19 protein-coding genes are annotated in these 20974 nt (G+C 62.3%); 12 read left to right on the top strand and 7 right to left on the bottom strand.

What is annotated here, in order from left to right; translation table 11 throughout:
- Window positions 1-12 precede the first annotated feature (12 nt).
- From gatB to gatC, 3 genes are read right to left on the bottom strand one after another with little or no spacing between them, the layout of a single operon-like run.
- Complete coding sequence (gatB, locus tag ACZ5WQ_RS10690; RefSeq protein ID WP_464382301.1) at window positions 13-1461, bottom strand: Asp-tRNA(Asn)/Glu-tRNA(Gln) amidotransferase subunit GatB; 1449 nt, start codon at window positions 1459-1461, stop codon at window positions 13-15.
- Between the two features lie 14 nt (window positions 1462-1475).
- Entirely contained in the window at window positions 1476-2927 is a 1452-nt protein-coding gene (gatA, locus tag ACZ5WQ_RS10685) for an Asp-tRNA(Asn)/Glu-tRNA(Gln) amidotransferase subunit GatA (protein ID WP_228246648.1), read from the bottom strand.
- 30 nt (window positions 2928-2957) lie between these two features.
- On the bottom strand, window positions 2958-3245 hold the full coding sequence (gatC, locus tag ACZ5WQ_RS10680; protein ID WP_088273180.1) for an Asp-tRNA(Asn)/Glu-tRNA(Gln) amidotransferase subunit GatC: 288 nt from the start codon (window positions 3243-3245) through the stop codon (window positions 2958-2960).
- A gap of 306 nt (window positions 3246-3551) precedes the next feature.
- On the opposite strand from gatC, the gene ACZ5WQ_RS10675 reads away from it, so the two are divergent.
- From ACZ5WQ_RS10675 to tldD, 8 genes are all read left to right on the top strand, one after another.
- Window positions 3552-4592 carry a rod shape-determining protein gene (locus ACZ5WQ_RS10675; protein ID WP_088273181.1) on the top strand — a complete coding sequence of 347 codons (1041 nt, stop codon included), beginning with the start codon at window positions 3552-3554 and terminating at the stop codon, window positions 4590-4592.
- Window positions 4593-4732: 140 nt separating this feature from the next.
- A complete protein-coding gene (gene mreC / locus ACZ5WQ_RS10670) occupies window positions 4733-5623 on the top strand; it encodes a rod shape-determining protein MreC (protein WP_464382300.1) in 891 nt (296 codons plus the stop codon).
- Complete coding sequence (mreD, locus tag ACZ5WQ_RS10665; RefSeq protein WP_464382299.1) at window positions 5613-6086, top strand: rod shape-determining protein MreD; 474 nt, start codon at window positions 5613-5615, stop codon at window positions 6084-6086. Before mreC ends, mreD begins: the two co-directional genes overlap by 11 nt.
- On the top strand, window positions 6076-6657 hold the full coding sequence (locus ACZ5WQ_RS10660) for a Maf family protein (RefSeq protein WP_228246650.1): 582 nt from the start codon (window positions 6076-6078) through the stop codon (window positions 6655-6657). Before mreD ends, ACZ5WQ_RS10660 begins: the two co-directional genes overlap by 11 nt.
- Window positions 6658-6719: 62 nt before the next feature.
- Window positions 6720-8177, top strand: coding sequence for a ribonuclease G (rng, locus tag ACZ5WQ_RS10655; RefSeq protein ID WP_228246651.1), 1458 nt, complete (start codon window positions 6720-6722; stop codon window positions 8175-8177).
- A gap of 15 nt (window positions 8178-8192) precedes the next feature.
- Window positions 8193-12086: a YhdP family protein gene (locus ACZ5WQ_RS10650; protein WP_464382298.1), complete on the top strand. Its 3894-nt coding sequence runs from the start codon at window positions 8193-8195 to the stop codon at window positions 12084-12086.
- Window positions 12086-12943, top strand: coding sequence for a carbon-nitrogen hydrolase family protein (locus ACZ5WQ_RS10645; protein WP_464382297.1), 858 nt, complete (start codon window positions 12086-12088; stop codon window positions 12941-12943). The genes ACZ5WQ_RS10650 and ACZ5WQ_RS10645 overlap by 1 nt, the downstream gene beginning before the upstream one ends.
- Window positions 12936-14378: a metalloprotease TldD gene (gene tldD, locus ACZ5WQ_RS10640; RefSeq protein WP_228246654.1), complete on the top strand. Its 1443-nt coding sequence runs from the start codon at window positions 12936-12938 to the stop codon at window positions 14376-14378. The genes ACZ5WQ_RS10645 and tldD overlap by 8 nt, the downstream gene beginning before the upstream one ends.
- Before the next feature lie 258 nt (window positions 14379-14636).
- Here tldD and ACZ5WQ_RS10635 read toward each other — a convergent pair whose 3' ends face one another.
- Complete coding sequence (locus tag ACZ5WQ_RS10635) at window positions 14637-15119, bottom strand: asparaginase domain-containing protein (RefSeq protein WP_228246655.1); 483 nt, start codon at window positions 15117-15119, stop codon at window positions 14637-14639.
- 31 nt (window positions 15120-15150) lie between these two features.
- Between ACZ5WQ_RS10635 and ACZ5WQ_RS10630 the strand changes: the two genes are divergently transcribed.
- Window positions 15151-15462 (top strand): GIY-YIG nuclease family protein, encoded by a 312-nt coding sequence (locus ACZ5WQ_RS10630; RefSeq protein ID WP_285677655.1) that lies wholly within the window; start codon window positions 15151-15153, stop codon window positions 15460-15462.
- A 54-nt stretch (window positions 15463-15516) separates the two neighbouring features.
- Window positions 15517-16452, top strand: a complete 936-nt coding sequence (locus ACZ5WQ_RS10625) for a glutathione S-transferase family protein (RefSeq protein WP_228246657.1) — start codon at window positions 15517-15519, stop codon at window positions 16450-16452.
- 33 nt (window positions 16453-16485) lie between these two features.
- On the opposite strand, the gene ACZ5WQ_RS10620 is transcribed toward ACZ5WQ_RS10625, so the two are convergent.
- The gene (locus tag ACZ5WQ_RS10620; RefSeq protein WP_464382296.1) at window positions 16486-17226 is read right to left on the bottom strand and encodes a hypothetical protein; all 741 of its coding nucleotides are present in this window, start codon (window positions 17224-17226) and stop codon (window positions 16486-16488) included.
- Window positions 17227-17427: 201 nt separating this feature from the next.
- On the opposite strand from ACZ5WQ_RS10620, the gene ACZ5WQ_RS10615 reads away from it, so the two are divergent.
- Window positions 17428-18387 (top strand): ABC transporter ATP-binding protein, encoded by a 960-nt coding sequence (locus tag ACZ5WQ_RS10615; RefSeq protein WP_228246659.1) that lies wholly within the window; start codon window positions 17428-17430, stop codon window positions 18385-18387.
- Entirely contained in the window at window positions 18384-19145 is a 762-nt protein-coding gene (locus ACZ5WQ_RS10610; protein WP_088273194.1) for an ABC transporter permease, read from the top strand. The genes ACZ5WQ_RS10615 and ACZ5WQ_RS10610 overlap by 4 nt, the downstream gene beginning before the upstream one ends.
- 410 nt (window positions 19146-19555) lie before the next feature.
- Here ACZ5WQ_RS10610 and ACZ5WQ_RS10605 read toward each other — a convergent pair whose 3' ends face one another.
- Window positions 19556-19804: a carboxypeptidase regulatory-like domain-containing protein gene (locus ACZ5WQ_RS10605; RefSeq protein ID WP_373315113.1), complete on the bottom strand. Its 249-nt coding sequence runs from the start codon at window positions 19802-19804 to the stop codon at window positions 19556-19558.
- A gap of 111 nt (window positions 19805-19915) precedes the next feature.
- Entirely contained in the window at window positions 19916-20923 is a 1008-nt protein-coding gene (yejK, locus tag ACZ5WQ_RS10600; protein ID WP_088273195.1) for a nucleoid-associated protein YejK, read from the bottom strand.
- Window positions 20924-20974: the final 51 nt, after the last annotated feature.

The raw sequence follows: 20974 nt of genomic DNA, 5'->3' as shown, positions 1-20974 counted from the left end.
CCGCCTTCCGGTTCAGCCTTCCAGCTTCTTGCGCAGCAGTTCGTTGACCTGCTGCGGATTGGCCTTGCCCTTGGAGGCCTTCATCGCCTGACCGACGAAGAAGCCGAACATCTTGCCGCGCTTGGCTTCGTCGCTGGCGCGGTACTGTTCGACCTGTGCTGCGTTGGCGGCCAGTACCTCGTCCAGCATGGCCTCGATGGCGCCGCTGTCGGTGACCTGCTTGAGCCCCTTGGCTTCGATGATCGCATCGGCAGAGTCCCCTTCGCCGGCGGCCAGCGCCTCGAATACCATCTTGGCGATCTTGCCGCTGATGGTGTTGTCCTTGATGCGCAGGATCATGCCGCCGAGTTGCGCAGCGCTGACCGGCGATTGCTCGATCTCCAGGCCTTCCTTGTTGAGCAGGCTGGACAGCTCGCCCATCACCCAGTTGGCCGCCAGCTTGGCGTCGCCGCAGGTTTGCTGCACCTGCTCGAAGTAGTCGGCCAGTTCGCGGCTGGCGCTCAAGACGCTGGCGTCGTAGGTTGACAGGCCGAACTGGCTTTCGAAACGCTCGCGTTTTTGCTTCGGCAGTTCCGGCAGCTCGCCACGGACTTCTTCGATAAAGCTCGGTTCCAGCACCACGGGCAGCAGGTCAGGGCAGGGGAAGTAGCGGTAGTCGTTAGCTTCTTCCTTGCTGCGCATGGACCGGGTTTCGTCCTTGTTTGGATCGTACAGGCGGGTCTCCTGGACCACCTTGCCGCCATCCTCGATCAGCTCGATCTGGCGCTGGACTTCGGTGTTGATTGCCTTCTCGATAAAGCGGAACGAGTTGACGTTCTTGATCTCGCAGCGGGTGCCGAACTCGGTCTGGCCCTTGGGGCGCACCGAGACGTTGCAGTCGCAGCGCAAGGATCCTTCGGCCATGTTGCCGTCGCAGATGCCGAGATAACGCACCAGCGAGTGGATGGTCTTGGCGTAGGCGACGGCTTCCTTGGCGCTGCGCATGTCCGGCTCGGAAACGATCTCCAGCAGCGGGGTGCCGGCGCGGTTGAGGTCGATGCCGCTCATGCCATGGAAGTCTTCGTGCAGGCTCTTGCCGGCATCTTCTTCCAGGTGCGCGCGGGTAACACCGACGCGTTTGACCGTGCCATCTTCCAGGGTGATGTCCAGGTAGCCCTTGCCGACGATGGGATGATCCATCTGGCTGGTCTGGTAGCCCTTGGGCAGGTCAGGGTAGAAGTAGTTCTTGCGCGCGAAGACGTTGGTCATGCCGATCTCGGCGTCGATCGCCAGGCCGAACTTGACCGCGTTGCGCACGGCCTGAGCGTTGAGCACCGGCAGGGTGCCCGGCATGCCCAGGTCAACCAGGCTGGCCTGGGTGTTGGGTTCGGCGCCGAAGGTGGTGGCGCTGCCGGAGAAGATCTTCGACGCGGTGGTGAGCTGGGCGTGGATTTCCAGCCCGATGACGATTTCCCATTGCATTGCTGTCAATCCTCTCAGTAGCCGGCCGGAGCGCGCTGGTGCCAGTCGGTAACCTGCTGGTACTGGTGCGCGATGTTGAGCAGGCGGGCTTCGCTGAAGTAGGGCCCCAGCAGTTGCATGCCCAGCGGCAGACCGTTGGCAAACCCGGCGGGCAGGGCAACGCCCGGAACCCCGGCCAGGTTGGCGGTAATGGTGTAGATGTCGGTCAGGTACAGGCTGACCGGGTCGTCGATCTTCTCGCCGATCTTGAACGCCGGGGTCGGCGAGGTCGGGCAGAGGATCACATCGACCTGTTCGTAGGCGGCCATGAAGTCGTTCTTGATCAGGCGACGGATCTTCTGGGCTTTCAGGTAATAGGCATCGTAGTAACCGGCCGACAGCGCGTAGGTGCCGACCATGATGCGGCGCTTGACCTCGGCGCCGAAACCTTCGGCACGTGAGCGCTTGTACAGGTCGGTCAGGTCGGCCGGGTGGTCGCAGCGGTAGCCGAAGCGCACGCCGTCAAAGCGGGACAGGTTGGAGGAGGCTTCAGCCGGGGCGATGACGTAGTAGGCCGGAATCGCCAGCTCGGCGTTCGGCAGGCTGATTTCCCTGACTTCGGCGCCGAGCGCCTGAAATTGCTTGACCGCGGCGCTGATGGCGTCGCTGGTCGCAGCGTCCAGGCCGGCGGCGAAGTATTCCTTTGGCAGGCCGATGCGCAGGCCCTTGAGCGAGTCGTTCAGGCTGGCGCTGTAGTCCGGCACCGGCTGGTCGACGCTGGTGGAATCCTTGGCGTCGAAACCGGCCATGACCTGCAGCATCAGCGCGCAGTCTTCGGCGGTGCGGGCCATCGGGCCGCCCTGATCCAGGCTCGAAGCGTAGGCCACCATGCCCCAGCGCGAAACCCGACCATAGGTCGGCTTCAGGCCGGTCAGAGCCGTGAAGCCGGCGGGCTGGCGGATCGAGCCGCCGGTGTCGGTGCCCGTAGCCGCAGCGCACAGGCGGCCGGCTACAGCGGCAGCAGAGCCGCCGGAGGAGCCGCCGGGTACCCGGTCGGTGTCCCAAGGGTTGCGGGTCGGGCCGTAGAAACTGGACTCGGTGGACGAACCCATGGCGAATTCGTCGAGGTTGGTCTTGCCGAGGCTTACCGCGCCGGCGTCGAGGAAGCGCTGGGTGACGGTCGATTCGTACGGCGAAATGAAGTTGTCGAGCATCTTCGAGCCGCAGCTGGTGCGCTGGCCCTGGGTGCAGAACAGGTCCTTGTGCGCCAGCGGAATACCGGTGAGCGCAGTGGCGTTGCCGGCGGCGATGCGGGCATCCGCTGCGGCGGCCTGCTCAAGGGCCGATTCGGCGGTAACGGTGATATAGCTGTTGAGGCTGCCATCAAGCTGTTCGATTCGCTTGAGGTAGTGTTGGGTCAGCTCGACGCTCGAGAGCGTCTTGTTCTGCAAGGCCTGTGACAGTTCGGCCAGAGTTTTCTCGTGCATGGGTGGGTCTCTTGTCTCGGCGCGGCAGGATTATTCGATGACCTTGGGAACCAGATACAGGCCGGCTTCGGTAGCCGGTGCAATGGCCTGGTAGGCCTCGCGCTGGTTGCTTTCGGTGACCTCGTCGGCGCGCAGTCGCTGGGTGGTTTCCAGCGGGTGTGCCAGTGGTGCGACGGCGCTGGTATCCACCGCCTGCATCTTGTCGATCAGCTCAAGAATGCCGGACAGTTTGGCGGTGGTTGCGGGGATGTCGTCTTCGCTGAGGGCAATTCGGGCCAGATGCGCGATCTTTTCCACATCGGTGCGGTCCAGGGACATGTACGTATGCTCCATGTTGCCGGTGATTTCCGGTCGTATGCTGGCGACAGGCGCCGTTTGGTGGTTCGCCACGGAAAATGCGGGCAAAGGCGCGAATTTACCACAGTCGCGCCTTGCCCAAAAACCCCGCCATTGTTAGAGTTGCGACACTTCTGAAAGTACCGATCAGTCACCTGCACGCACTGCGCAGAAGGCCGTCAGTCAAGGCCTTTGGCCACCAGTTCCCGTTTTTGCAGCGTCAGGGTCAGGTGGCTTATCCGTGCTTTTTTCCAATTAACCCACGCGTCTTCGGGGTCTAGTCAACGCATGTTCAAGAAAATTCGTGGCATGTTCTCCAGTGATCTGTCCATCGATCTGGGTACAGCCAACACGCTTATTTACGTCCGGGATCGCGGTATTGTACTGGACGAGCCGTCTGTGGTCGCGATTCGTACCACAGCGGGCAATCAGAAAAGTGTCGTCGCCGTCGGTACCGACGCCAAGCGCATGCTTGGTCGTACACCCGGTAACATTCAGGCCATTCGTCCGATGAAGGACGGCGTCATCGCCGACTTCAGCGTCTGTGAAAAGATGCTGCAGTACTTCATCAACAAGGTGCATGAAAATAGCTTTATTCAGCCCAGCCCCCGCGTGCTGATCTGCGTTCCGTGCAAATCGACCCAGGTCGAGCGTCGTGCCATTCGTGAGTCGGCTCTGGGCGCGGGTGCCCGCGAAGTCTATCTGATAGAGGAGCCGATGGCCGCGGCGATCGGCGCCGGCCTGCCGGTGGAAGAGGCGCGTGGCTCCATGGTGGTCGATATCGGTGGCGGTACGACTGAAATCGCGTTGATTTCCCTCAATGGTGTGGTTTACGCCGAGTCTGTCCGAGTTGGTGGTGACCGCTTCGATGAAGCCATTGTGACCTATGTACGTCGCAACTATGGCAGCCTGATCGGTGAATCCACTGCCGAGCGTATCAAGCAGGAAATTGGTGTGGCTTTCCCCGGCGGTGAAACGCTGGAAGTGGATGTGCGTGGCCGTAACCTGGCCGAGGGTGTGCCGCGCAGCTTTACCCTGAACTCAACCGAAGTGCTTGAGGCGCTGCAGGAGTCGCTGGCGACCATCGTTCAGGCGGTCAAGAGCGCGCTGGAACAGTCTCCGCCGGAATTGGCTTCCGATATCGCCGAGCGTGGCCTGATTCTGACCGGCGGCGGCGCGCTGCTGCGTGATCTGGACAAGCTGCTGACTCAGGAAACCGGTCTGCCGGTGATTGTCGCCGAAGATCCGCTGACCTGCGTTGCCCGTGGTGGCGGCAAGGCGCTGGAAATGATGGACCAGCACACCATGGATCTGCTGTCGACCGAGTGATCAGGCTGGTGGCAAGCCGCGCGGGACGGGAGTGCCGGCTCTGTCCGGCTTGCCGCTGACGGCAACTAACCTGTGGCTGCGAGGAGCCTGCCATCAAACCGCTATTCATCAAGGGGCCGTCGCTTGGCGTTCGCCTGGTTGTGCTGACGGTGCTGTCCATCGCCCTGATGGTGGTGGACGCCCGCTTCGACGCTCTCAAACCGCTGCGTGCCCAGCTGGGTCTGCTGGTCGCACCGCTGTATTCCGCTGCTGAGATACCGGTGCGCGCCTGGCAGATGGCGGCTGAACTGACGACCAGCCGAGCTCAGCTGATTGCCGAGAACGAGCGCCTGCGCGCCGAAGCGCTGCTGACCCAGCGCAAGCTGCAGAAGTTGGCAACGCTGACGGAGCAGAACGTGCGGCTGCGCGAATTGCTCAATTCCTCCTCTCTGGTCGACGAGCGGGTGCTGGTCTCCGAGTTGATCGGCGTCGATCCCAACCCCTTTACCCAGCGGATTCTGATTGACAAGGGCGAGGTTGATGGTGTTTTCCTCGGTCAGCCGGTGCTCGATGCAACCGGTCTGATGGGACAGGTTGTCGAGGTGCTGCCGCACAGTGCCCGGGTACTGCTTATTACGGACGTCTCCCACAGCCTGCCGGTGCAAATCAATCGCAATGGCCTGCGCGCCCTGGCTGCCGGGACCGGGCGTAACGAATGGCTTGAGCTGCGCTTTGTGGGTGATACCGCCGATGTGCGCGAGGGCGATATTGTGGTCAGCTCCGGGCTGGGGCAACGCTTTCCGGCGGGCTACCCGGTTGGTCGGGTGCATTCGGTGATTCGTCACCCGGCCCAGTCCTTTGCCGAAGTCCGGGTGACGCCCTCGGCCCAGCTTAACCGCAGCCGTTACCTGTTGCTGGTGTTCAGCCCGGAAAGTGGCTACGGCGACGTGTTGCCGGCGCTGGAGCTGTTGCCTGATGACGCCCCGGACGCTGCCGAGGACGTCGAATCTGCGGCGGATGCTGAAGCGGAGGAGGCAGGCAATGCAGACTAGTCTGGCCATTATCCTGAGTATTCTGGCAGCGCTGTTGCTGAGTGTCATGCCGATGCCTGATCCGGTCAGCCTGGGGCGGCCCATGTGGCTGGCAATGGTGCTGGCCTACTGGGTCATGGCGCTGCCGCACCGGGTTGGTCTGCTGACTGCGTGGCTGGCCGGGCTGGTGTCGGACGTGCTTTTCGGTCAGCTATTCGGCCAGAATGCGCTGGTCATGACGCTGGTGGTCTGGATGGTTTTGCTGCTGTACCAGCGCATCCGGCGCTTCCCGCTATGGCAGCAGAGCCTGGTGATGCTGCCGGTGTTTGGCATCGCCCAGATGGTTCTGCTGTGGCTCAACAGCCTCAGCGGCAATCGCCCGCCGACGCTGCTGTTTTTGCTCCCGGCCGTGGTCAGCGCAGTGCTGTGGCCCTGGGTTGTCTCCCTGTTACGCGGGGTAAGGCGGCGATTCCATGTCAACTGAACTGTTGCTGGCCTCCGGTTCCCCGCGCCGGCGCGAGCTGCTCGAACAGATTGGGGTGCCAACAGCACGCCTGCTCTGCAGCGTTGATGAACAGGTCCGACCGGGCGAGGCTCCGGTGGACTATGTTGAACGCGTGACCCGTGACAAGATCCGCGCCGCGATTCAGGCCGCGCCGGGGCGGGTGGTCCTGGCGGCCGACACGGCGGTGGTGCTGGGCGATCGGATTCTCGGCAAACCGGTTGATCGCGCCGATGCACTGCAGATGCTCAGCGCCCTGTCCGCCGCCGAGCACGTGGTCATGACTGCGGTCGCCGTTGGTTGCGATCAACGCATCGAGCTGGTTCGGGTGGATACCCGGGTCCGCTTCCGGGCGTTGCAGGCTGATGAGATTGCTGCCTACTGGGATACCGGCGAGCCGGCTGATAAGGCAGGCAGTTATGGCATTCAGGGATTGGGCGCGATTTTCGTCGAGCGTATCGAGGGCAGCTACAGCGCCGTGGTGGGTTTGCCGCTGCAGGAAACCGCGACGTTACTCAAATCCTTTGGCATCCCCTGCTGGCAGCGCTTCTGACGCGGCTGTTCCAGGGCTCGGATCACCGGTATTCTGGTGACAGAACAGGAGTGGTAGAGCCCATGAGTGAAGAAATTCTGATCAATATCACGCCGATGGAGACCCGCGTTGCGCTGGTCGAGAACGGCGTGCTGCAGGAAGTCCACATCGAGCGCACCCAGCGCCGCGGTATTGTCGGCAATATCTACAAGGGCAAGGTGGTTCGTGTGCTGCCTGGCATGCAGGCAGCGTTCGTCGATATTGGCCTTGAGCGTGCCGCATTTATCCACGCCTCGGAAATTTCCGACCGTGAGGGCCAGGCGGTCGAGCCGATCAGTGCACTCGTGCATGAGGGTAAGGCGCTGGTGGTGCAGGTTACCAAGGATCCGATCGGTACCAAGGGTGCACGCTTGACCACCCATCTGTCGGTGCCCTCGCGCTATCTGGTCTATATGCCGCGGACACCGCATGTCGGTATCTCCCTGAAAATCGAGGACGAGGCCGAGCGTGAAAGGCTCAAGCAGGTGGTTGCCGACTCGCTTGAGCAGGAGGGGATTCAGGAAGCCGGTGGCTATATTTTGCGCACCGCCGCCGAAGGCGCCCGGCAGGAAGATATCCTGGTCGATATCCGCTACGTGCGCCGCCTGTGGCAGCAGATAAGCCAGCAGATGGGCTCCGCGCCTGCCCCTTCGGTTATCTACGAAGACTTGCCGCTGGCCCTGCGCACCCTGCGCGATCTGGCCAACCCCAGGCTGGAAAAGATTCGCATCGACTCGCGGGAGACCTTTCAGAAGGTCGAGCAGTTCGTCCGTGAGCTGATGCCTGGGGTCGAAGAATTGCTGGAGCACTACCCGGGCGAGCGACCGATCTTCGACCTCTACAGTGTCGAGGATGAAATTCAGCGGGCCATGGAGCGCCGGGTGATGCTCAAGTCCGGCGGGCATCTGGTGATCGATCAGACTGAAGCGATGACCACCATCGATGTCAACACCGGTGCCTTCGTGGGTCACCGCAACCTTGAGGAAACCATCTTCAAGACCAATCTGGAGGCGGCGACAGCCATTGCCCGTCAGCTGCGGCTGCGTAACCTCGGCGGCATCATCATCATCGACTTCATCGATATGGAAGACGAGGAGCATCAGCGCCAGGTTCAGCGCACGCTGGAAAAGCAGCTGGAGCGCGATCACGCCAAGACCAATATCATCGGCATCACCGAGCTGGGGCTGGTGCAGATGACCCGCAAGCGCACCCGCGAGAGTCTCGAGCAGGTGCTGTGCGAGCCCTGCCCCAGCTGCCAGGGCCGGGGCATTCAGAAGACCCCGGAAACCGTGTGCTACGAAATCTTCCGGGAAATCCTGCGTGAGGCGCGTGCCTATCAGGCGGGAGCCTATATGGTACTGGCCTCACAGTCGGTGGTGGATCGGCTGCTTGACGAGGAGTCCGGGAACGTCGCTGACCTTGAGTTGTTCATTGAGCGCCCGATCAAGTTCCAGGTGGAAACCATGTACACCCAGGAGCAGTATGACGTGGTGCTGATGTAATGGGACGTTGATCCGGTGCTCTGGCAACGCTGGCTTACCCGTGGTCTGAATGGCCTGATCTGGCTGCTGGTCGCCTGGCTGCTGGCGGCGGCCGCCTATGTCAGCCTTGGCCGCCAACTGGTGCCGGTGGTCGCCGACTATCAGGCTGAGCTGGTGGCCAAGGCCGAGTCGTTGTCTGGCCGGCACATCGAGCTGCGCTCGCTCAGTGGCGAGATGCAGGGCAGCCAGCCGGTGCTGACGTTGCGGGGGCTGCGGGTTCACGAAAATGCCGCCCCCGATAGCCCGGTGTTGTTCGATCTGGACGATGTGACGGCGCGGCTGGATGTCTGGCGCAGCCTCTGGCTGCGCAGGCCGGTGATGGATGCCCTGCAGATTCGTGGTCTGGCGCTGGCGCTGAGCCAGGACGAGCAGGGACGCTGGCACCTGCAGGGGCTGGGCGAGCGCACCCGTCAGGTGGGCGGGCTGGAGCAGGCGCTGGCCGCCCTGCGCGAGCATCACCGGATCACCCTGCTCGATACGAGCGTGCAGGTCAGCCCCTTTGGTGAACCCCAGTGGCGGTTTGACCGTGGCGAGATGACGCTGCTCAATGGCCAGGGCTGGCAGCGACTGGATGGTCGTCTGAGTCTGCCTGATGGCGAGCGGCTGCGCTGGCAGATCAGTGCCCTGGTGCCCGGAGGCAATCTAGACGCGGCGTCATTCGGCTTCTTCCTCGAGCTGCCTGCAAGCGACTGGAGCCGTTGGCTGCCAGCGGCCTGGCTTGAGCGCGCCCATCTGCGCGAGCTGACGCTGGGCGGGCGTTTCTGGGGCAACTGGCAGGATGCCCGTCTCCAGCTGCTTCAGGGCACGCTGGTTGCGCCCGAAATCGGGCTGCAGACGGCGACTGATGAGCCGGTTCTGAATGACCTGTTTGCCCGGTTTCAATATCGCGATGACGGCGATTTGCAGCAGTTGGCAGTGCAGGATCTGAGCATGCACCTTGGCGAAGAGGTCTGGCCGACAACCAACCTGCAAGGTCAGCATCAGCGCAGCTCTGGCAACTGGTCTCTGGCGCTGGACCGGCTGAGGCTGGATCGCGCGGCACTCTGGGTGACTACGCTGGCGCCTGACCAGCCGGTTGCCGAACTGGTGTCGGAGCTGGTGCCGCAAGGCACACTGCGTCAACTGTCGGCCAGCGGTCAGGGGGCGGTTACCGATTTGCAGTCACTGCAGTTCAGCGCGGCGCTGGAGCAGGTCGGTGTGCAGGCGTTTCACAACGCACCGGCGATCAGCGGCGTCACTGGCACCATCAGCGGCAGTCCGGCAGCGGGTGAGCTGCGCGTCGACAGTCAGAGCTGGAGCATGCAGCTGCCCAATCTGTTCCCCCAGCCCTGGGAGTATGCTCGGGCGCAGGGGGCGCTGAATTGGCGCTGGTCGCGTGAGCAGGGCCTGCAGCTGAATGCACCGGGCATGGCAGTCAGCGGACCACAGGGGCAGGCCAGCGCGGCGCTTGATCTGCACCTGCCGCCAAAGGGCCAGACACCGACCATGGATCTGCGGGTGGCCTTGCGCAACTCAAGTGCAGAGCACCACCAACCCTATCTGCCGCTGCGTGCTCCGGCTTTCAGCCCGGCGCTGGCCAAATGGCTGGCCGCAAGTGAGGCCAAGGGTCGGGTACCATTGGCCATCTTTGAATACACCGGCTCGCTGCTCAAGGGCGCGACACCCGAGGAGCGGCAGCTTGGCCTGTATATCCAGCTGCGTGACGGTCAACTGCACTTTCAGCCTGGCTGGCCGGCGTTGACCGAACTGGATGGCGACATGCTGCTGTACGACGGGCTGCTCAGCGTACGCAGCCGCCACGCCCGGTTGCTGGATTCGATTTCGACCGATGCCCGAGCCCAGGCGCAGCTGCTGCATCGCAGCGGTCCGCCTGTGCTGACGGTTGACGCGGGCTTCAGAGGGCCGTTGAGCGATGGGCTGAAATTGATGCAGGACGGTCCGCTGGCGGAGCTGACCGGTAATCCGCTGGCCGGCTGGCGTGCTGACGGCGAGATAGGTGGTGAGCTGAATCTGGCCATCCCGCTGCAGCGCAGCGAGCCCTCTGCGCCGGGGCTGGCGATTGAGCTTAGCGCGGATGTGCAGGCCAGTCGGCTGGATATTCCGGTGCTGCAGGCGCCCATCGAGGATGCCAGTGGGCAGCTGCATTTTTCCCGTGAGCAGGGCATTCGCGCCGACAATTTGAGTGGCCGCTTTCTGGGGGGCGCTGTCAGCGGCAGCATGTCGCCTTTGGGGCCGCGTGGCCAGCGTCTTGAGCTTAGCGGGCGCCATCAGGTTGAGACTCTGCGTCAATGGAGCCTGCTGCCAACCATCCCATCGGGTGTTGCCAAGGGCCGGGTGGACTGGCAGGCCGTCATGGATATCCGCAGCGGGCAGCAGGACCTGACGATCACCAGCGACCTCAAGGGCGTTGAGTTGACGGTGCCGGCGCCCTTTGCCAAGCGGGCTGCCCCGGCGCGAACACTCAGGCTGCAGATGACGCTTGCCGGTGGCGAGCAGCAGTGGCAACTGGCGATGGGCGACAGCCTCAAGGGGCTGTTACGTTACCGCCGGGGCGAGCTGTCCGGTGACCTGCGTTACGCCAGCGGGTCGCCCCAGCCGCCAACCGGGCGGGCGTTGAGCATTCAGGCGCAGCTGCCTGCACTGGACTGGGATAGCTGGCGCGAGTGGGCCGGGCGTCTGGCTGGCAGCCGGGACAGGGGAGGCGGTACAGCCGCAGCCGGTGGCGCATTGGCTAAGCTGGTACGTCAGCTGGAGGTACGCACTGATACCTTCACCGGCTTTGGTCTGACCCTTGAAGATACTCATGCGATCATCGCCCGTGAGGCTGCGCACTGGCGGGTGACGGTCGACCAGGCCGATGTCGAGGGTCGTATTCTGGTGCCTGACGACTCGACCCAGCCGATCGACATTGCCCTGCAGCGGCTGCGTCTCAACGCCGTCGATGAGGATATCAGTCAACTGCCGGTTGTGCTGCCGAGCGACCAGGCGGTGCAGGAAGAACAGCCCGATCCGCTGGCCGACTTCCGACCCTCGACTCTGCCGCCGCTGGATGTGCGAATTGACCAGCTGTCCTGGGGCGGTAAGCCGATTGGTCTGGCGCGCTTCCGGCTGCGTCCCGATGCGACCGGCGCCACCTTGCCGGAGCTGGAGCTTAATTTGCGCGGGCTGCGACTCACGGGCAATATGGATTGGCGCGAGCAGCCGGCGCACAGTGTTTTCGAAGGTAGCCTGGAGGCTGCAGATATCGGCCAGGTACTGCAGGCCTGGGGATACGCGCCGACCATTACCAGCGAGCGCTTTGTGACCAACGCCGCGTTGAATTGGCCAGGCTCCCCTGCTGCATTCAAGCTGCGCCGGGCCTCGGGTACTCTGGGTATCGAAGCCCGTGATGGCATGCTCCAGAGCGGTGAGACCAGCGCAGAGGCATTGCGGGTATTCGGTCTGCTCAACTTCAACGCCCTGACCCGGCGCCTGCGGCTCGACTTCTCCGACCTGTTCAGCAAGGGAACGGCCTATGACACTCTGGATGGGGGGCTGTATGTCGACAACGGTGTGCTGCACAGCGAGCAGCCGGTTGTGTTCGAGGGGCCCGGCGTCAAGATTCAGAGTGACGGCAGTCTGAATCTGCGCACCAACGAGGTTGATATGGGCATGCTGGTGACCCTGCCGGTGACCAACAACCTGCCGTTGGCTGCCCTGATCGCCGGCGCTCCGCAGATTGGCGGTGTGCTATTTCTGGCGGACAAGATTCTCGGTGACAAGGTCGCCCGTTTTGCCTCGGTCAAGTACAAGATCAGTGGCGACTGGCAGCAACCGACCGTCGAGTTTGATCGTGCCTTTGACAACAAGGCAGCACTGGAGGAGGACTGATGTCCAGAGTAGCGGCCATTCAGATGACCAGTGGTCCGGTGGTAGCTGACAACCTGCAGCGCGCCGGCGAACTGATTGCTCAGGCAGCCGAGCAGGGCGCCGAGCTGGTGCTGTTGCCCGAGTGCTTCGCCGCCTTCGGTAATCGTTCGCTGCAAGCCATTGCCGATGCTGAATGGGGCAGTGAACGACCGATCCGCCGGTTTCTTGCGGCGCAGGCCAGAGCGCACGGACTCTGGGTAATAGGCGGCAGCCTGCCGTTGCCGGGCTGTGCCGGCGGCAAGCCGCTGGCCTGTCAGCTGGTGGTCGATGAGCAGGGGCGCGAGGTGGCCCGCTACGACAAGTTGCACCTGTTTGATGTGGATGTCGCAGACAGTCATGGCAGTTACCGCGAATCGAATGACTATGGCTTCGGTGATCAGGTGCTCTGCGTCGATAGTCCGGTCGGGCGGGTTGGCCTGAGTATCTGCTACGATGTGCGCTTTCCCGAGCTCTATCAGGCTTTGCGTGCCGATGGTGCCGAACTGATCGTGGTGCCGGCTGCGTTTACCGCGGTAACGGGTGCTGCCCATTGGGAAGTGCTGCTGCGTGCCAGGGCGGTCGAGACCCAGTGTTGGGTGCTGGCCGCCAACCAGACCGGAGAGCACCCCAGTGGCCGTCAGACCTTCGGTCACAGCTGTCTGATTGATCCCTGGGGCGTGGTGCAAGCCAGCCTGCCAGGCGGTGAAGGTTTCGTTGTCGGCGCACTGGATCAAACGCAGCTTGCATCAGTGCGTGCGCGCATGCCTATCCTCAGCCACCGTCGTTTTGCCCTTGCAGCCCAGCCGCTGCCCGTGGCCAAGGAGTCCGAACATGAGTGACCTTATTTCCCGTGCCGAGCAGGCGCTGCTGCAGCCTGCCGACCTGACTGCCGATGCCGTCGCTGGCGTCCTCGGCACCCTGTTGCAGGCCCCGGGTGTGGATGCCGCTGATCTGTATTTTCAGCATCAGCTGAGCGAGTCCTGGGTGCTGGAAGATGGCATCGTCAAGGACGGCAGCTTCCATGTTGATCAGGGCGTCGGCGTGCGCGCCCTTTCCGGTGAGAAGACCGGCTTTGCCTACAGCAACGATATCCGCCTGCCGGCTTTGACTCAGGCTGCCGGTGCTGCGCGTTCAATCGCGCGGGCCGGACAGACCGGCAGTGTGCAGGCCTGGCAGCGCCCGGACTGCACGCCGCTGTATCCGTCAGTCAATCCGCTGGACGTGATACCTCAAGCTGACAAGGTCGGGTTTCTGCAGCGAATCGATGCCTTTACCCGTAGCCTGGATCCACGCATTACCCAGGTCAGCGTCAGTCTCAGCGGTGTGCATGACACCGTTCTTGTTGCTGCCAGTGACGGTACCTGGTCAGGTGATGTCCGACCGCTGGTGCGCATGAATGTCAGCGTGATTATGGAGCAGAACGGTCGTCGCGAGCGCGGCAGCAGCGGTGGCGGCGGGCGTACCGATTACCTCTATTTCGAAGCCGAGGAACGCGCTCTGGGGTACGCCCGCGAGGCGGTCCGCCAGGCCTCGATCAATCTTGAAGCGATCGCGGCCCCTGCTGGCAGCATGCCGGTGGTAATGGGGCCCGGCTGGTCCGGTGTGCTGTTGCACGAGGCGGTCGGCCACGGTCTTGAAGGCGATTTCAACCGCAAGGGCAGCTCAGCCTACAGCGGTCGTGTTGGCGAAAAAGTTGCGTCAAGTCTCTGCACCATCGTTGATGACGGCACCCTGCCCGGTCGTCGCGGCTCTCTGACCGTGGATGACGAAGGAGTTCCGACCAACTGCACCACGCTGATCGAGAACGGGGTGCTCAAGGGCTACATGCAGGACAAGCTCAATGCCCGTCTGATGGGCGTGGCCGCGACGGGCAACGGTCGCCGCGAATCCTACGCACATTTGCCCATGCCGCGCATGACCAACACCTATATGCTGGCAGGCGAGAGTGATCCGGAAGAAATCATTGCGTCGGTCAAGAAGGGTATCTACTGCGCCAACCTGGGCGGTGGTCAGGTGGATATCACCAGCGGCAAGTTTGTGTTCTCCACCAGCGAGGCCTATTTGATCGAGGACGGCAAGATCACCGCGCCGGTGAAGGGTGCAACGCTGATTGGCAATGGTCCGGAGGCGATGAGCCGGGTGTCGATGGTCGGCCACGACCTCAAGCTCGATACCGGCGTCGGTGTGTGCGGCAAGGATGGACAGTCGGTCCCGGTCGGCGTCGGCCAGCCAACGCTTAAGATTGATCAGATTACGGTGGGCGGGACCGGCTGACGCCAGGTCCGCAGCCACAGCAAAAGCTTCAAGCTGCAAGCCTCAAGCTGCAAGTAAAACCCGCGTGGTACGGAATGGCGCGGCTTTTACTTGGGGCGCCGCACCGAAGCAGATAGCGTATAGAAATACTTGATGGCCCAGTCGTCTGCATCACCCTGATTACGCTTGCAGCTTGCAGCTTGCAGCTTGCAGCTTGCAGCTTGCAGCTTGCAGCTTGCAGCTTGCAGCTTGCAGCTTGCAGCTTGCAGCTTGCAGCTATCAGTGCCCCTCAAACCGCCCGGCCAGCCGGTTCTTGCGCACCTGATCGACCGGGAACACCTTGCCGCTCATGGCGACGTAGACGCCGTGGGGCAGGCAGTTTAGGGCGCCGATGGCGAGGCCGAGGTTGAAGCTGGCGTCGGTATCGCGAAAACGGGCCGGCTGCATTGCGCCGGTCAGGACGATGACCTTGCTGTCGATATCGGCCAGCGCCGCTCCGGTTACGGTCATGGTGTCGGTGCCGTGGGTGATGAGGATGTGCTCGTAGGGGCAGGCGGCGACCTTGGCGTGAATCAGGTCTCGATCGGCGTCGGTCAGCTCAAGGCTGTCCTTGCGGGTGAGGGATTCAATTGCGTACTCGAAACCCACCCGTGCCTGCTGCAGAATATCCTCCGCCATAGGGTCGCCGATCTGAAAGTCGCTCAGGGCGTCGAAGTAGACCTTGTCGATGGTGCCACCGGTAGAGAAAATCTGAATGAACATCCTGTTTCCTTGCTGATGAGTCTGTCTGCACATGTCTGCTGATATTGAACAGTGTACCGCGCCGACGCGCACCTGGTGGGTGTATATGGTGCGCGCCGAGAACGGTCATCTGTATACCGGCATCAGTGTTGATCCGCAGCGCCGTTTTGAGCAGCACCAGCGCGGCAAGGGCGCGCGGTTTTTCAATCGCAGCCCGGCGGCAGCGCTGGTGTGGCGACGTGAGTGCGTCGATCAGGGCGACGCCCTGCGGCAGGAAATCGCAATAAAGGCGCTGACACGCAAGGCCAAGGAGCAGCTCATCAGTCAGCTGGATGAGATCTCATCAGGCGCGCCGAGAGACTAGTCAGCGCTGCTTTCAACGGTCTAAAGTGGCTGCTCAATTTGCCGGAGAGCTGTCATGACTGATCTGATTCTGCACCATTACCCGCAATCTCCCTTTGCCGAAAAGGCGCGTCTGATGCTCGGTTTCAAAGGCCTGTCGTGGCATTCGGTCATGATTCCGCCAGTCATGCCAAAGCCTGATCTGACCGCATTGACCGGTGGCTATCGACGCACTCCGGTGCTGCAGATCGGCGCCGACATTTACTGTGATACGGCGTTGATCGCACGTCGACTTGAGCAGGAAAAGGCCGCTCCTGCGCTGTTTCCCGAGGGCCAGGAAGCGGCCGCTGCCGGCCTCGCCCAATTGGCTGATCAGGTATTGTTTCAGCATGCGGTTGCCATCAACTTCCAGCCACAGGGGCTGGCCGAGCGATTCGCCGGTATGCCCGAGCAGGTGGTCAAGGGCTTTGTTGCCGACCGTCAGAAGCTGTTTAGCGGGGGCAGCGCCAGCCGCCTCGAGACCGATGTGGCACTGAGCCAGTGGCCGGCTCTGCTGTCGCGTCTGGAGTTGCAGTTGGAGCGCGATGGCGACTTCCTGCTGGGTGAGCACCCCAGCGTGGCTGATTTTGCCCACTACCATGCGCTCTGGTTTGTCGCCAGCAACCGTGCGGTGGCCGCAGCGCTGGACCCGTATCCGGCGGTGCGTGCCTGGATGCAACGGGTTGCTGACTTCGGTCACGGCTCCCATACCCAGATGAGTGGCGAACAGGCCATTGCCATTGCCCGCGACAGCGCGCCCGCTGCGCTGCCAGCTGATGCCATTGCCAGCCCGGGTGGCTTTGAGACTGGTCAGGCGGTGACCGTCAGTGCAGTTGATTACGGCACCGACGAAGTGGCAGGTACCCTGCTGTTCGAGGGGGCGGAAGAGATCATCATTGCCCGCGAGGACGAACGCGCGGGGCTGGTACACGTTCACTTTCCACGCTTCGGTTTCCGCATTCGCGCGGCCTGAGCTCTGCCGGCGGCGGGCTTCCCCCGCCGCCGGTTACGGGGCTGAGCCCGTCAGCAAGAGCCGGGTGTGACGTTGCTCAAGCAGGTTGAAAACCAGCCTGCCGGGCCAAGCGTTTTTCCAGGTCAGCAGCAGTGCGCCTTTCAACGTCAGTCCGCGTCTTCCCTGGCTGTCTATGTCTGGAGTGCAGTACCCCTGAGCGACCAGTTCGTCGGACTCGCGCGCCAGGAATCGTTCGATTGGAGCAAAGCCCTGATCTTTCGGGTAGGCGATGGCCGCTGCCGAATTCGGCAGGCATGCGCGCAGGTGTTGCAGGGTGCTGAACAGGCGCTTCAGGTTGTTCACGCCGGTCATGCGCACGCCGATGCGGCAGGGCATGGAGGGATAGGAGGAGAGGCTGGGGGCGTTGTGGACATCCAGCAGGCTGCCGTCTGCATACAGCTGGGTAAACTCGGCGTAGGTCACCCGGCGCTTGCCAGTGGTCATGGTTACCAGCATTGCGGCGGCCTGATCGCGTGGATGAACGTACAGCGAAAAGTGGCTTGTGGTGTGGCTGGAAGGCAAAACCGAGGAGCCAACATGGGCGAACTCCAGTGCCTGGAGCTGCTCATCAAGCCGCCGGAAGACCTCCCCGCGATCAGCGAGGAAGTGCGCGTGATCGGTGTTGTTGAAGCGTACTCTGGCCGGAATCCGCTGGGTGCGCAGAACCAGCCAGGGGCCGATCACGTTGATCGCAACTACCGGTAACAGCAAAACAGCCAGCAACAGGTTCAGCATGGCCTGTGCCTCCCATTTATTATTCTTTTGATGATGGGGCGACGGATTACCATCTCTGTGAAAAAGGTTTAGTTCAGGATCGGCGGCAGGTCAACGGCGGGCGGCTGCGTGGACCGCCGGATGGGCGTATGCTGACTGACCGCTGGCTGGGCTGCGAAGGCTGCACAGCGATCCATTCGAGTCATGATTGTTGGGGGGAGTGTGGACAGCATCATCGTTGTAGACAACCTGACCAAAACCTACGAGACCGGGTTCCGGGCGCTCAAGGGCGTCAGCCTGAGCATTCGACGTGGCGAGATCTTCGCCCTGCTGGGCCCCAATGGCGCCGGTAAGACCACCATGATCAGCATCATCTGCGGGTTGGTCAACGCCAGCAGCGGCCGGGTGCTGGTCGACGGCTACGACAACGTGCGCGAGTACCGCAAGGCGCGCAGTCGGATCGGCCTGGTGCCGCAGGAGCTGACCAACAACATGTTCGACAGCGTCTGGGCTACGGTGCGCCTGAGTCGTGGCCTGTTCGGCAAGCCGCGCAACGACGCGCTGCTGGAGCAGATCCTGCGCGAGCTTTCGTTGTGGGACAAGCGCCATGAGCGAATCATGGCGCTGTCCGGTGGCATGAAGCGCCGGGTGCTGATTGCCAAGGCGCTGGCGCACGAGCCCGAGGTACTGTTCCTTGATGAACCCACTGCGGGCGTTGACGTCGAGTTGCGCCGTGACATGTGGAACATGGTGCGACGGCTGCAGCAGCGCGGCGTCACTATCATCCTCACGACTCACTACATCGAAGAGGCCGAGGAAATGGCCGACCGCATTGGTGTGATTCGCCAGGGGGAGCTGATTCTTACCGAAGACAAGAACACCCTGATGCAGCAGTTGGGCACCCGCCAGCTTACCTTGCAGTTGCAGCAGCCGCTGGAGGCGGTGCCCGAGGCGCTCGCCGGCTACCCTTTGGTGCTGGCAGAGCAGGGGCATGCACTGGTGTATACGTTTGATGCCAAGGCGGAGCAGAGTGGCATCGCGGAACTGCTCAAGCGCATCGATCAGCTCGGCATCGAGGTACGTGACCTGCACTCCAGTCAGAGCTCGCTGGAGGACATTTTCGTCGGGTTGGTGCACAGCCGGGCGCAGACAGACGAACAGGCAACGGGGAGCGCCGCATGAATCTTTACGGAGTAAAGGCGATCTATTTGTCGGAAATGGCGCGCATGATGCGCACCCGGCTGCAGAGTATCGCCTCGCCGGTAATCTCGACCTCGCTGTATTTCATCGTGTTCGGTGCTGCAATCGGCACCCGCATGACCGAGGTGGACGGGGTCAGCTACGGTGCCTTCATCATTCCGGGCCTGATCATGCTCATGCTGCTGAACGAGAGTATCTCCAACGCCTCGTTTGGCATCTACATGCCGCGTTTTACCGGCACCATCTACGAAGTGCTGTCGGCGCCGGTATCGCCGGTTGAAATAGTCGTCGGTTATGTCGGCGCGGCTGCTACCAAGTCGGTACTGCTCGGCTTGCTCGTGCTGCTTACGGCTCGGTTGTTTGTCGATTACGAAATCCAGCACCCGGTCTGGATGCTCGGCTTTCTGATCCTGACGGCGGTGACCTTCAGCCTGTTCGGGTTCATCATCGGTGTCTGGGCGGATGGTTTCGAAAAACTGCAGATTATCCCGTTGATGATCGTCACGCCGTTGGCGTTTCTGGGCGGCAGCTTTTACTCGATCACCATGCTGCCGCCCTTCTGGCAGACGGTGACGCTGTTTAACCCGGTGGTCTATCTGATCAGCGGGTTCCGCTGGAGCTTCTACGGCGCCGCCGATGTGCACATTGGCGTAAGTGTGGGAATGACGCTGGTGTTTCTGACCCTGTGCACCACTGCGGTCTGGTGGATCTTCCGCACCGGGTATCGGATCAAGCCCTGAAGCAGGTAGCCGGCGGCGCCATGGCGAGTTCCAGTGGCCTTGAGCTTAGGGGGGCACCGCTGGACTTGCAAGATGGCATCCCATTCCCTGAATTGTTAGCTATTGCGAGGTTAGCCTTTCGCCTTCACGGCGAGCCAAGAGGGGCCGCTTGCCCGGCCCCCCTTGGCGATCCCCCCGGGCACCCGACTACGCGGCCCTGCGGGTTCGCTGCGTTGCTCGGGCTGGCGGGGGCCGGCAGAACTCGTCGCTACGCGCCTCAAACAGGCTGCCGTCCTTCTTCCCGCCCGCCCTGTGCTACTCGCCCGCGTAAACGGGGCAACCCCGAGTGCACACTCCGCCAGCAGGCAATTGGCAGAAGTCCGTTGCACGAAGTCGTTGATGTGGCTCCCGCGGATGCAGCGTTAGGCTTGTTATTTGGGGATCAGGTCAATGTCATGTATTGCATTGGGCGCGCCAACTGTGAGTGTTTGGAGGTGATAGCCCGGCGCATTGATGATCATCGTATCTTGGGGTAGCCAGGAACCTTGCAGTGAATAGGAGCCGAATGCGTTAGTGGTGGTGCTTGCTCGTCCAACGGTGACCGTGGCTGACGATATCGGGCTACCTGTGGGCTTGTCCCGAACAACGCCTTGAACGGTGCTACAAGCTGTAAGAGTCATTACTATGGATACGGTAAAAATAGTGCGAGCGAGTGCTTTCATTAGCATTCCTTTGCGTGGTTGATGGCGAAATAATGTCTCGAATTTTGCATCCTTGCAATCGCTAAGGTTTTAGCGCCGCTTGTTGCGCAGTTGCTGTACCAGCCCCTTGGGCGGGTGGCGGATAACCAGGGCGTCTTCGCTTTCGTCGTATTCCACCCGCTCGCCAAGCAGATGTGACTCAAAGCTGATCGACAGGCCATCGGCCTTGCCGTAATAGCGCATGAAATTGTTGATTGCGCGCTTGTCGGCGGGCATCTCCGGATTCAGGCCGTAGTCCTTGTTGCGGATGTAGTCGTAGAAGGCGCGGGGATGCTCTTCGTCGATCACGCCCGACAGTTCTTCCAGTGCGACCTGCTCACCGGCACGGCTCTGGCTGTTGACGTAGCTGCTCATCGCCTTGGCCTTGTCCTTGACCAGCTCGGGCTCAAGGGAGGCTTCGCCGACGTAGTCGCTGAAGGCCTGCAGCAGGGTGTTGGTGTCTTCCTCCGGGTTGGAGCCTTCCACGCAGCCGATGAAGTCGCGGAAGTAGTCCGACACCCGCTTGCCGCTGCGCCCGCGAATAAACGAGATATAGTTTTTCGCGCTGGCGTTCTGCTTCCACTCGGTCAGGTTGATGCGCGCCGCCATGTTCAGGCTGGAGAGATCCAGATGGCGGGCAGCGGCCACATCCAGCTCGTCGGTTACGGTCACGCCTTCGGTGTGGTGCAGCAGAGCGATGACCAGAAACGCGGTCATGCCCTGACGATAGCGGATGAACAGCACGTGCCCGCCGAGCGCCAGGTTGGAGCCTTCCATCAGGGTCTTGAGGTGCTCGGTCGCCTGACTGGAAAAGCGTACGAAGTCCTGCTCCTGATCCACCAGTTGCTGCAGCCAGCCGCTGAACGGGTAGGCGCCACTTTCTTCGTGGAAGTAGCCCCAGGCCTTGTTGGGCTTGCTGTTGTAGGCCTCGATCAGGCCGGCCAGCAGTTGCTCCAGTGCTTCGGAGCTGGCCAGCTCGGCGTCACGCAGGGTCAGGCTGGCCGGTTGGCCGTCGGGCTTCTTGTGAATCTGGTGAACGATGCTGTTGTCGATGGGCATGGGACGATCCGCAATCACTCAGGGTGACCCTGCCGCCCGGTGAGCGGCAGG

The organism is Halopseudomonas sp. T1L2 (genome assembly GCF_055397385.1).
Note: the sequence above shows the minus strand (reverse complement) of the source record. Positions and strands in the feature narration are given on the sequence as shown.

Excerpts from the sequence above, each read along its gene's own strand:
- ACZ5WQ_RS10675 (WP_088273181.1), top strand. The coding sequence starts at position 3,552 with ATGTTCAAGAAAATTCGTGGCATGTTCTCCAGTGATCTGTCCATCGAT.
- mreD (WP_464382299.1), top strand. The coding sequence starts at position 5,613 with ATGCAGACTAGTCTGGCCATTATCCTGAGTATTCTGGCAGCGCTGTTG.
- ACZ5WQ_RS10630 (WP_285677655.1), top strand. The coding sequence starts at position 15,151 with ATGTCTGCTGATATTGAACAGTGTACCGCGCCGACGCGCACCTGGTGG.
- ACZ5WQ_RS10605 (WP_373315113.1), bottom strand. The coding sequence starts at position 19,804 with ATGACTCTTACAGCTTGTAGCACCGTTCAAGGCGTTGTTCGGGACAAG.
- gatC (WP_088273180.1), bottom strand. The coding sequence starts at position 3,245 with ATGTCCCTGGACCGCACCGATGTGGAAAAGATCGCGCATCTGGCCCGA.
- ACZ5WQ_RS10610 (WP_088273194.1), top strand. The coding sequence starts at position 18,384 with ATGAATCTTTACGGAGTAAAGGCGATCTATTTGTCGGAAATGGCGCGC.
- rng (WP_228246651.1), top strand. The coding sequence starts at position 6,720 with ATGAGTGAAGAAATTCTGATCAATATCACGCCGATGGAGACCCGCGTT.
- yejK (WP_088273195.1), bottom strand. The coding sequence starts at position 20,923 with ATGCCCATCGACAACAGCATCGTTCACCAGATTCACAAGAAGCCCGAC.
- ACZ5WQ_RS10625 (WP_228246657.1), top strand. The coding sequence starts at position 15,517 with ATGACTGATCTGATTCTGCACCATTACCCGCAATCTCCCTTTGCCGAA.
- ACZ5WQ_RS10620 (WP_464382296.1), bottom strand. The coding sequence starts at position 17,226 with ATGCTGAACCTGTTGCTGGCTGTTTTGCTGTTACCGGTAGTTGCGATC.
- ACZ5WQ_RS10635 (WP_228246655.1), bottom strand. The coding sequence starts at position 15,119 with ATGTTCATTCAGATTTTCTCTACCGGTGGCACCATCGACAAGGTCTAC.
- ACZ5WQ_RS10645 (WP_464382297.1), top strand. The coding sequence starts at position 12,086 with ATGTCCAGAGTAGCGGCCATTCAGATGACCAGTGGTCCGGTGGTAGCT.
- tldD (WP_228246654.1), top strand. The coding sequence starts at position 12,936 with ATGAGTGACCTTATTTCCCGTGCCGAGCAGGCGCTGCTGCAGCCTGCC.
- ACZ5WQ_RS10660 (WP_228246650.1), top strand. The coding sequence starts at position 6,076 with ATGTCAACTGAACTGTTGCTGGCCTCCGGTTCCCCGCGCCGGCGCGAG.
- gatB (WP_464382301.1), bottom strand. The coding sequence starts at position 1,461 with ATGCAATGGGAAATCGTCATCGGGCTGGAAATCCACGCCCAGCTCACC.
- gatA (WP_228246648.1), bottom strand. The coding sequence starts at position 2,927 with ATGCACGAGAAAACTCTGGCCGAACTGTCACAGGCCTTGCAGAACAAG.